6 protein-coding genes are annotated in these 10,989 nt (G+C 61.5%); all 6 read right to left on the bottom strand.

Going from position 1 to position 10,989, the window contains the following annotated elements; genetic code table 11:
• Positions 1–7: 7 nt before the first annotated feature.
• On the bottom strand, positions 8–1,471 hold the full coding sequence (locus tag GRF63_RS14070) for a sugar MFS transporter (protein WP_160486666.1): 1,464 nt from the start codon (positions 1,469–1,471) through the stop codon (positions 8–10).
• A 113-nt stretch (positions 1,472–1,584) separates the two neighbouring features.
• On the bottom strand, positions 1,585–3,990 hold the full coding sequence (locus GRF63_RS14065; protein ID WP_160486665.1) for a glycoside hydrolase family 3 protein: 2,406 nt from the start codon (positions 3,988–3,990) through the stop codon (positions 1,585–1,587).
• A 70-nt stretch (positions 3,991–4,060) separates the two neighbouring features.
• Positions 4,061–5,266: an MFS transporter gene (locus tag GRF63_RS14060; RefSeq protein WP_160486664.1), complete on the bottom strand. Its 1,206-nt coding sequence runs from the start codon at positions 5,264–5,266 to the stop codon at positions 4,061–4,063.
• Positions 5,263–6,321, bottom strand: a complete 1,059-nt coding sequence (locus tag GRF63_RS14055; protein ID WP_160486663.1) for a LacI family DNA-binding transcriptional regulator — start codon at positions 6,319–6,321, stop codon at positions 5,263–5,265. The genes GRF63_RS14060 and GRF63_RS14055 overlap by 4 nt, the downstream gene beginning before the upstream one ends.
• 4 nt (positions 6,322–6,325) lie before the next feature.
• A complete protein-coding gene (locus tag GRF63_RS14050) occupies positions 6,326–7,312 on the bottom strand; it encodes a glycoside hydrolase family 16 protein (protein WP_160486662.1) in 987 nt (328 codons plus the stop codon).
• A gap of 136 nt (positions 7,313–7,448) precedes the next feature.
• The gene (locus GRF63_RS14045; protein ID WP_337189678.1) at positions 7,449–10,787 is read right to left on the bottom strand and encodes a TonB-dependent receptor; all 3,339 of its coding nucleotides are present in this window, start codon (positions 10,785–10,787) and stop codon (positions 7,449–7,451) included.
• Positions 10,788–10,989: the final 202 nt, after the last annotated feature.

The following is a 10,989-nucleotide window of genomic DNA, read 5'->3' as shown; positions in this document are numbered from 1 at the left end:
TTTTTGATTATGCCGGGCGACGCGCGAAGAGGCCGAAGCCTGCGATTATGGCGTAGCAGACGATGGGAATTGTCATCGCCAGCGCCAGGTTTCCTCCGGTGGCATCGGCCACCACACCGTACAGCAGCGGCACCACCGCGCCACCGAAGATGGCGACGTTGATGATCCCCGATCCGTCCGCCGCCTGCGGCCCCAGCTTCTCACATGCGAGCGAGAAGATGGTGGGGAACATGATGGAGTTCATCAGGCCCACGGCCAGCAAAGTGAAGCCGGCAAGCTCGCCAGATGTGTTGGTCGAGATCAGTATTAATGTTATCGCGCCGATGGCATTGAAGGCCAGTATCTTGCCGGGGCTGAATACCCGCAAGGCGGCAGAGCCGATGAAACGGCCCACCATCGCGCCGCCCCAGTACAGGCCGATCATCCATTCAACTGCGTCAGGTTCAGCGCCGAAAAAGTCATTCAGCCATGCCGTGATCGGACCGCCATCGGCCATGACCCGTTCGAGCATGAGGTAGTTGATGACGATGGACCCGATGGAAACCTCGGCACCCACATAGAGAAAGATGCACAGCGCGCCGTAGCTGAAGCGTGTGCGCCTCAACAGCGGGTTGTCGTAAAGCCAATAGGCCGGTGCGAGCAGAATGATGAGGACGCCCAACCACCCGCTGACCTGGATGGCGACGAATACGCCAATGGCAGCCAGCGCCAATCCGATCAGATAACGTTTCGATGAAACAAGATCGCCCTCGCCCATCAGCGCCGCATCATGCGGCAGGCGGTTGCGGAACATCCATACGGCCGCTGCCACCACCGCGATTAGCGCGGCAACACCCAGATAGCCCTGCCAGATCGCCTCACTCTCCGCAGCGCGGTATGCCTGCAAGGCAGCGCCTTCCAACTGATCTGCTGACATTTCCGCCAGGCTGCCCAGGATTACGGCTGCGCCCACGATCGGGAAGACGGTGGTGCCCAGAGAGTTGAACGCCTGCGCAAAGGTAAGGCGGCTGTGAGACGTGGATGGCGGGCCGAGCAGGCTGATCAGCGGGTTGGCCACAACCTGCACGATCACCACGCCGCTGGCGAGGATGAACAAGGCGCCAAGGAAGATGGCATAGGTTGCCGTCTGGCTGGCGGGAATGAACAGCAGGCAGCCCACGATCATGGTACAAAGGCCCGCCACCGCGCCGCGCATATAGCCGATCTTCTTCACCAGCTTCGCGCCGGGAATGCCGATCAGCAGATAGGCCGCGAAGAAGCAGAACTGCACCAGCATCGCCTCTGTATAGGAGAGGGTGAACAGCTCGCGCAGCTTCGGGATCAGTACGTCGTTCAGCGAGGTGATCCCGCCGAAGATAAAGAACAGGCCAAAGACGAAATACTGCAGGCCCGGCGCGTTTACCGGGGGCGTATCGTCATCCACCGCCGGGCGCGGATCAGTGCTGCTGGAAACATCGGGCGCTAGGGCCATTTCATTCTCCCTGGTTGCAGCCCGCCTTGTAAAAACGGGTCCGCGCGAATCAATGTATGATCGTCAAATCAAATCCCTGCCACACTCGGCGGCATTGGGGAAAGACAACGATGTCAGAAAGAGCATTCAGTGTCTTCTGGCAAATCGGTGCGCGATACCTCGGCAATGCGGAACGCGATGTCCGCTTCCGTCGCAAAGGTGATGCTCTCGCCCAGCGATCCGGCACAAGCTTCGGTAATCACCATCTCGCGCCAGCCCTTTTCGAAGGCGTGGGCGAAATGCGAGGTCAGGTCGATCACGCCATCGCCGGTCGTCAGTGTGACGGGGCCGGAAGGGCGTGCCATTACTTCGTAGGTAATGCGGTAGGCACCGCCGCTGTCCTCGTCCTGCATCAGCGTCAGTTCGGAACCGGCGGCCATGGCGATCTCGCGCGAATCTTCCTGGGCATTGCGGTCGTACCCGCGTGCGGTCACGCCGCCTCCGCTGCCCAGCAGGTTCGGCAGGGTGCTAGCCCCGACATTGGCGGTTACGCCCTCGCCTAGACGACCCGAAGCAAAGAGTTCGCGCGCCGGGCCAACAAGCAGGGCAGCGCAATCTTCACGCAGGGTGCCGATCGAGGAGGTGTCGGAAAGCGCGCGGCCATAGCCGAAGGGGAATTGCGCACCTTCGGCATTGTTCAGCGGCTCTCCCTCACATTCGGCAGGCCAGTTGAAAGAGAGGCGACCCGTCGCCTGGCGCGCGCCGGTGAGAATGTCGGCCACACCCGCGCCTTCGCTGCCCGGCAGCCATGATGCCACGAAAGCATCGGAGGCGTTGATTTCGCGGTTCATCCACATCGGGCGACCTGAAAGGAACACGGCCACGGTGGGAATGTCCTGCGCCTGGAAGCTGCGCAACAGTTCCAGCCCTTCCTCGTCGCGGAATACAAGATCGGGGCGGTCTCCGGCAAATTCGGCATAGGGGCGTTCACCGAACACCACCACGGCCACATCCGGGCGCTGCGTGAAGCTGCCGTCTGCGGAAAGCGTGGCCGTGCCTCCATTGCCCGTGATTGCGGTTTCCAGCCCTTCCCAGATGGAGGTAGCATTGGGGAACAGATCGCGATCCAGTTCGCGCCCGCCCTGCCATGTCAGCGTCCAGCCGCCAGCAGCCTGCCCGATATTGTCAGCCGCGCTGCCCGCCACCAGCACATTTGCACCGGCAGCCAGCGGTAGCACGCCATCGTTTTTCAGGATGACCTGCGAACGGGCCACGGCTTCGCGCGCGATGGCGCGATGTTCGGGGGAGCCGAGCATGTCGAACCGACCGGCAACGCCGCGTTCGGAGGGAAGTTGCGCATCATCGCCCAGCAATCCGGCACGGTATTTCACGCGCAATACGCGCTCTGCCGCCTCGTCCACGCGGGACATGGGAATGGTGCCATCGCCAACCTGCGCGATCAGCGTTTCCATCAGGCCCTTCCAGTCGTCAGGCACCATGTAGATATCGAGGCCCGCCAGCAGCGATTGCGCACAATCGGTAACGGTGCATCCTGCCACCTGCCCGTGGCCGTTCCAGTCGCCCACAACCAGCCCGTCAAAACCCATCTGCCCGCGCAGCACGTCTGTCAGCAATTGCTCGTTGCCGTGCATCTTGCGGCCATTGATGGAGTTGAAACTGGCCATGATCGCCTCCACCCCGGCATCGATCGTGGCAGGGTAAGGATAGGCGTGGATTTCCATGAGTTCGCCAAGGTCGCCGGTGACTTCGCCTTGGTCCACGCCGTTATCCGTGCCACCATCGCCGAAGAAATGCTTCGCCGTGGCGATAACGCGGCCCGTGCCGAGATAGTCGGCATTGGCGGGATTGCCCTGCAACCCTTCAACCAAAGCTGCCCCCAGCGCGGCCACCAGTTCCTTGTTCTCGGAGTAGCTTTCGTAGGTCCGGCCCCAGCGATCATCCTGCGCAACGGCGACGGTGGGGGAGAAATTCCAGTCGATGCCGGTAACCTCGATCTCCACCGCGGTGGCATGGCCGATGCGGCGCACAAGATCTGCATCGCCTGCCGCGCCCAGCGCGATATTGTGCGGGAAGATCGTGGCTCCCACCACATTGGTGTGGCCATGCACGGCATCCGTGCCCCACATCGTGGGAATGGCCGGCTCTCCATTGGCAAGCGGCTGCACGGATGCATCATACATCTCGTCCGCATAGCGAAGCCATTCGGAAGCCGGCGCGTATTCATCGCCATAGGGTCCGCCATTGCCGCCGTTCAGATAGCTGCCGAAGCGGTAACGCTCCATATCCTGAGGCGTGAAGCTGTTGATCTGCGGCTGGATCAGCTGGGCGATCTTGCGCTCCAGCGACATGCGGGACAGGAGGTCGGCAACCACCGCATCCTCTGTACTGGCGGCTGCTGTGGCTTCCACTTCGGAACCCTGCTGCACGCCTGTATCCGTGGGCACGGTGGCACAGGCCCCCAGCCCCAGGCTTACAGCGGCAAGGGCCACTCCGGCACGCAATCCAAAACCCAGTCGCATCACAATCCTCGGCAAATTGTTAACGTTCTCAAAAAAGGTTCTGACATGCCTTTCCGCTTGTGGCAAGCGCCTATTGAGGTCGGGGAACGGTGGCGAGCAGCAGGGCGGCCAGCACCACCAGCACGGCCAGCAGCACAAACAGGCCGGAAAAGCCGAACACCGGCACCATCGCCAGTGTCAATCCGGGCATCACCAGCGATGGCACGGTGTTGGTGAGATTGAAGAATCCAAGGTCACGCCCGCGATGCTGGGGCCGTGGCAACACGCGCAATGTCTGCGCCGAATGCAAGGCCAGGAAGATGGACGATGCAAAACCAAAGAGGCCATAGCCGATCATCGCCAGCGGCAGCGCCGTGGCCGTTGCCATCACGCCCAGCGCAGCAGCCGTCACGGCGGCGCAGATCACCAGCGGCAATATCGGCCGATTGTTGCGATCAGCCCATCGGCCAACGATCAGGGTTGCCGGCACCGCCACGAACAGGGTGACGGTGAACACCTGCGCTGCGTCATCGTCCTGTATGGTGCCAGATATGCTGCGCAGCCAGATATAGAGATAGGCGAACAGGGCAGCCTCCGCGATCTGCACCAGCAGCCTGCCAAACCACATCCGCACCACCAGCCTGCGCGGCAGGGGATCGCGCGCGCCCCTCTGCTGCTGCACCGGCTCCATCAATTCGGGAAAGGCCCTTGGCCGGGCGAACAGCAGCACGGGCAATACGCATATCGCCACCAGCACGGCCACGATGGCCAGCCGCGAATCTGCATCGGCCAATCCGGGTATCGTCACCAATGCGCCCGATGCAGCGCCTATGGCGGGCGAAAATGCCAGCAGGCCGCCCAGCAGCCCCTTCTGCCGATCGGGCACGAAATCGCCCGCCATCGCCGCCAAAGGGGCCAGCATCATGTTGAGCGAGATCTGCCAGGCCACCAGCACCGCCAGCAGCGTGGAAAGATCGCTTGCCGTCGTCATGGCAAATAGCATCGAGCAGCTCAGCACCAGCCCGGCAGCAATCCACCCACCCCGGTTTTGCGTGCGGTCGGACAGCCAGCCAAACAGGATATGTGCAAGGCTGGCGGCCACCGCGCCAACGAAGGCGCAATAGGCCAGCCAGCTGATATGCGCGCCGCCCGCCATCGCCTCCACCCGCACGGGCAAAAGGATGGTGAGGAATGGGATATAGGCCATCGCCCCACCGGCGGAGGCGAGCGCATAAAGCAGCATGAAACGCATGCTCTGGCGGTCGGCCGATGTCGGCGCGCCCACCTGCTGCGTCATTTCGATTTCGGCGGCGCGGCAACCGAATTGCGTTCAACCAGGCTGCCCTCCACGATCAGGGGCAATGGGGGAAGCTCCTCCCCGCGCTGCGACTTGATCAGCAGTTCCACGGCGCGCGATACGGTTTCCGCAATCGGTTGGTCTATTGCCGTCAGGGGCGGCTGCACGAAGCGCACCACGGGGGTGTTGTCAAAGCTGATCAGGGATAGGTCGCCCGGCACTTTCAGGCCCAGTTCGTGTGCCACCTTGTTGGTGGCCATCGTCATCTGATCGTTGCTGGCGATGATCGCCGTGGGCCGCGCCCGGCTTTCCAGCAGGATGCGCGCTGCCTGCTCTCCCGAAGCGAAACTGAAATCGCCGCGTTCGCACAGGCCGTCTGTCGCCAAGCCATTATCGCGCATCGTCTCCAGCCAGCCTTCCTTGCGCCACTGGCTGACGGCATATTCGCGCGCCCCTGCGATAAAGCCGATGCGCATATGCCCCTTGTCTATCAGGTGCTGCGTGGCCATCCGCGCCAGCGCATCATCGCCCATGGAGATCGACAACGCGCCGCCATTGGCGCGCGAACCGATGCGCACATAGGGTATCTTGTGCTTGTCCAGCAGGCCGGTGATCAGCGCGTTGTCACCATGCGGCGGGGTCAGGATCACACCATCGGGCTGCAACGCGGCAATCGCGCCCTTCAGTTCGCGCTCGATATGATCGCTGTGCGTATCCACCAGTTCGAAAATCAGGCGGTATCCGTATTCGGCGCATTTCAGCATGCCGCCCAGCAACATTTGGTCGATCCAGTCGCTGCCCTCACGGGCGCGCCAGTCCTCTATCGTGCGCTGCCGATCGTTGAGGGCAAGGATCAGGTAGGATCGCGATCCGCTCATCCTCTGCGCGGCGATGGAGGGGACATAGCCAAGCTTGTCGATGGAGGCCTGCACCCGCGCCTTCATCTCCGGGCGGACGTTTGCCTCGTTATTGATGACGCGGCTGACGGTTTGCAGCGAAACGCCTGCATCTGCAGCTACATGCTTGATCGTTACCGATTGTCGGCGACGCGCCATGGAATCAATTCCCCGTACAGGCCCGCGTGCTAGACGCGTCTGCGCCGCATTGCCAGACTCGAACCCAGTCCACCTCCATCCGCTTGGGAAAATCCGCGGCAGACACGCCGCCAAGTCCGCGGCTCTCCGGCAGGCCGCCGCCCACGGCAAGGTTGATGATCAGGTGGAATGGTTTGTCGAATGGCGCATCGGGGTTGCTGGTGGCGGTGGTGAACCAGTCGCTTGCCTGCGCGGTGGCATAGGGCTCTCCGTCGAAGGTCCAGGTAAACCGCCCTTCTTCCCAGTTCACGCCATAGGTGTGAAAGCCATTGTCCAGAATGGCAGGCATGGAAACCTCCGTGCCGAAAAAGTCGTTATCCGGCCATTGGCCGCCGAAATGCAGCGTGTCCAGCAGGCTGTTCTCGCCGCCGGTTTCGCATTTCTCACATTCCACGCCCAGGTTCACCGCCTCCAGAATGTCAATCTCGCCCGATGCGGCCCAGCTGCCATATGCGCTGCCTTCGGGCAGCATCCAGAAGGCGGGCCACACGCCCTGCCCCTGCGGCAGGCGAGCGCGCATTTCAAAGCGGCCATAGGTCCATGCGGAATGGCTTTGCGTTGTCAGCTTGGCGGAGGTGAAGGGCTTTGTCGCAGTCTCGGCAGGATCGGCATCGGCGGGGCCGAAACTTGCGGGCCACGCAGGGCCGGTGAATGCTTCTTCACGCGCGGTGATGATCAGCATTCCATCATTCACCGCCACGTTCTGCGGCCGCGCGGTGTAGCATTGCCGCTCCTCATTTCCGCCGCCCCAGCAGTCTTCAACCACGGTCCAGCGGTCTTTATCGACAGCGGCGCCATCAAATTCGTCGGCCCACATCAATTGCCACTCTTCCGATTGCGCAGCCTCCACGGCGGAGGGGAGCCTCGCGCCATCGGTGCCGCAGCCGCCCAGCGGAAGGAGCATGGCAAGACATGCCGCACCGGCCTGTAACGCAGAGGCATTCCTGATCATGAGATGCTGCTTCCTTCCCGCAAGATTCTAGACAGGCAGAAAATCGCCCAAGCTGCAACGCCGATACGAAAATGGGCCCCTGCGGTTTGGATACGCAGGGGCCCATCTGGTTCTCTCGTCCGGAGGAGCTCCGACTTTAGAAGTCGAAACGAACGAGGAAGGTAAAGCGGCGGTCGTTGCGGAATGCAGAGCGCGTTACGCGGGTGCCGTCATAATCGATGACCTGCGATGTCTCGGTCACTTCATCCAGCAGGTTCACCGCCTGGACGCCAACCTTGATGCTCTCCGTCAGGTCATAGAAGATGGAGGCATCGAGCTGGCCCGTGGCTTCCTGATAAATCGGCGAGAACGGGAAAATGTCATCGCGCGGTGTAATGAGGAAGGCGGAGCGCCAGTTGTAGGCGGTGCGCAGCGAGATCGGACCCTTTTCGTAGAACAGCGTCGCGTTGACGGTATGCTCAGAGATGCCCTGCAGCGGCTGCTGGTTTACAAACGGGCTGCCGTTAAGCGGCGCGCCAGCGCTGGCCACCGAAGGCGAGCCGATGCCGGAGATCAGCGGGTTGGGGAAATCGTCGCCATTCACATAGGTATAGGTGAGCTGGCTGCCCAGTCCGCTGAGCAGGCCCGGCAGGAAGTCGTAAACCTGCTGATAGGCCAGTTCCACACCGTACAGCGTGCCGTCGATATCGTTGGCGGGGCCATTGATGATCACGTCCTGCGATACGCCCGTCGGGCTGGTGTAATTGACGACACCCGTACCCCGGCTGACGATGCCGCTGATGTCTTTCACGAAACCTGCCGCAGTGATGGAGCCGACCGAGTCGAAATACCATTCAACCGAGAGATCGTAATTCCACGCTTCAACAGGCAGCAGGTTGCGGTTGCCGGTATCCAGGCTGAGCAGCGGACCGGAGTCCACCCGGCCACTGAAGCCCAGCACGCCGCCTGCGTTGAACAATTGTAGATCAGGCCGCGAGATACCCTTAGAAACGGCACCGCGGAACACCCAGCCATCGCCGCTGTCCAAGCGCACGTTGAAGGATGGCAGCCAGTGATCGAAGGTGATGTCGCGATCGTCAGGGATAGCTTCGCCGGTGAACAGCGATGCAAATTCGGCCAGGCGAGCGCCGGTCAGCTGGCAATAGAGCCGCTGCTGGCCAGCCGGTACCGGGCTTTGGCACAGGTTCTGGATCTCGGCCACCTGCACCACGCCATCGCCGTTCCCGCCGATGGAGGGATCGTCGAACTGGTTCGCCTGCGGGAAGCCGACCAGCGCGTCGGAGCTAACTGCGGTTTCAACGTAACGCACGCCGATGTTGCCGCCCAGCGACCAGCCGCTGTCGAAATCATGGCCGAAGTCGAGGCGGGCATAGGCAGCCTTGGTGACTTCGGTAACGTTGGAGATGTCCGGCGGGCAGAAGATGTCGCAGGCGGTTGTCTCTCCGGTAACCGGGTTGAAGTAGGACCGGCCGTTTACGCCAAGGTTGAAACGCTCTGGCGAGATGGAGAAATCTGTGATCGCCTGCCATTCCTGATCGGTCTTGCCGGCAAGGTAATCCGCCAGGAAATCGTCCCCGCCATAGAAATAGGCTTCGCCATTGGGGATCGGCGTACCCGCCTCGCCACGCTGGAAGTTGTCACCAAAGGGATTGCGCAGCTGGGACGCATCGGGGAAATCATCCGTGAATGCGCCGCCTGCAATGGCAAATTCCTGACCGGGAAGGCCGGTGTAGAAACGGCCCGGAATAAAGCCGTTGCCGAATGGGCCGGGGCCCTCGGAGAAACAGCCCGCGCCTTCACCCCAGGGCGCACAGCCGCCACGGCCCGTCCACGGTGCCGAAAGGTTGCCCCAGGTGCTGAAATTGGTGTTGCGGGTGGTGCGATCGCGGTCCGCCCAGCGCGCACCGAAGGATGCCTTGCGCAGGAAACCTTCGCCGATGTCATATTCAACATCGCCGCTCAGAGTGTACATCTCGCCATCGTTGCGCTCACGGCTGTCCAGGCCGAACCAGTAATAGGTGTAGAAGCCGCTGGAGAAGTAATCCGCAGGCGCACCCGGAGGGGCGAGGAACTGCACGTTGGGCGTCTTGCCCGTCAGGTCCAGATCGATATCCGCCCAGGTGCTGAGCGCGCCGAACACGGAATCACGCTGCAGATCGGACTGCACGATCTGGCCTTCGAATTTCACACGAAGGCGATCGGTCAATTCCATGAAGACATCGACGGAATAGTCTTCCGTCACCGTTTCGGTGTCGCGCAGGAAGCGCAGGGAATCCACCGGAATGCCGCCAAGGCCGAACGGCGTTGCATAGGCATTGCCCACATTGTCGGTCAGAATGCCGGTCTGGAACAGGCCGTTTTCATCGAAGGTAAAATCGGTGCCGGGGCGCGGATCGGGCGCAGACACGCCATCGTCGATACGGCCCAGCAGCGCATACTCTTCGGTGAAGAACTGCGCCTTGGAACGCAGATATTCCGCTGTGACGAGGAAACGCCCGTCGCTGCTCTCGAACTGGCCGATGGCCGAAATCGCCTCGCGATCACGATCAAGATCGGTGGTGCGCACGCCTGCATATTGCGGCACGATGACGGAACCTGCAGGCGGGAAGTTATCCTGCGTGAAATTCTGCACATCGCCGAAACCGCCGGAGTTCACATCGAACACGCGCAGACAGCCGCCCGAAAGATCGGCATTGCGATAGCAGGGATCGGCAACCTGCGAAGCGTCGGTACGGCTCTTCAGTTCGGAATAGGAATAGGACAGCTGCAGGCCGAAGGTGCCGATGCCAGTGTCAAACGTGTTGGAGCCCAGGATGTTGAAGGTGGGAGACCATTCTTCACGCAGATCGCCATAATTGGCCTCGATCGAACCGGCGAGATGCAGGCCGCGATTGTCCAGCGGCTTGCGCGTGACAAGGTTTACCAGGCCGGCAATCTGGCCCTCGATCATGTCAGCTGTGGTGTTCTTGTACACCTCCACGCGGCCCACCAGTTCGGGAGAAACATCCTCGAAGCTCAGGCTGCGGCCGCCGGTGGCGGAAAAGATATCGCGGCCATTCAGTTCGCTGCGCACATAGGGCAGGCCGCGGATGATAACGCCGGTGCCCTCGACGGAGAAGCGATCGGGGTCGGACGTTTTCTCGAAACGACCGATGTTGACGCCGGGAACGCGCTGCAAGGCTTCGGTAACGGAGCGATCCGGCAGCGCGCCGACATCTTCTGCCGTGATCACGTCAACGACGGTGTCGGCATTTTCCTTGAAGTCCTGCGCGGAACGCAGCGAGGCGCGAAATCCGCTCACCACGATGGTGTTGACGTCCGCTTCACCGGCTTCCTGCTCTTGCTGTTCTTCAAGAGTTTCCTGCGCGAACGCAACGTTGCTGGCGGCCATGCACAAGGCAACGCCCGATACGCCGGCAAGCGCACGAGCGCGGTTGCCGAAGGATGAAATGCGGCTTTCGATTCGAGCTGACACTGTCTGCCTCCCCTTTGATCCACCTGAATTTTTTCAGGTGATATCGTCAAAAATCATGGCGCCCATACGGCGCGATGTGCTTTTCATATCATTATTGTGAGCGTTCACAACTGCAAAAATGAACGTTCACATTTTGCCTTGGGTAGTGTAACTTTTTTGCATTAGTGGTTGGCCGGGGCCAAGACATTACGGACCTTCGTAC

The organism is Aurantiacibacter rhizosphaerae (assembly GCF_009807005.1).
In the GTDB taxonomy this organism is placed as follows: Bacteria; Pseudomonadota; Alphaproteobacteria; order Sphingomonadales; family Sphingomonadaceae; genus Alteraurantiacibacter; species Alteraurantiacibacter rhizosphaerae.
This window is presented reverse-complemented; position numbering and strand designations above follow the sequence as displayed.

What these genes read in the sequence shown, in the direction of transcription:
- GRF63_RS14065 (WP_160486665.1), bottom strand. Translation starts at nt 3,990, where the DNA reads ATGCGACTGGGTTTTGGATTGCGTGCCGGAGTGGCCCTTGCCGCTGTA.
- GRF63_RS14070 (WP_160486666.1), bottom strand. Translation starts at nt 1,471, where the DNA reads ATGGCCCTAGCGCCCGATGTTTCCAGCAGCACTGATCCGCGCCCGGCG.
- GRF63_RS14050 (WP_160486662.1), bottom strand. Translation starts at nt 7,312, where the DNA reads ATGATCAGGAATGCCTCTGCGTTACAGGCCGGTGCGGCATGTCTTGCC.
- GRF63_RS14060 (WP_160486664.1), bottom strand. Translation starts at nt 5,266, where the DNA reads ATGACGCAGCAGGTGGGCGCGCCGACATCGGCCGACCGCCAGAGCATG.
- GRF63_RS14055 (WP_160486663.1), bottom strand. Translation starts at nt 6,321, where the DNA reads ATGGCGCGTCGCCGACAATCGGTAACGATCAAGCATGTAGCTGCAGAT.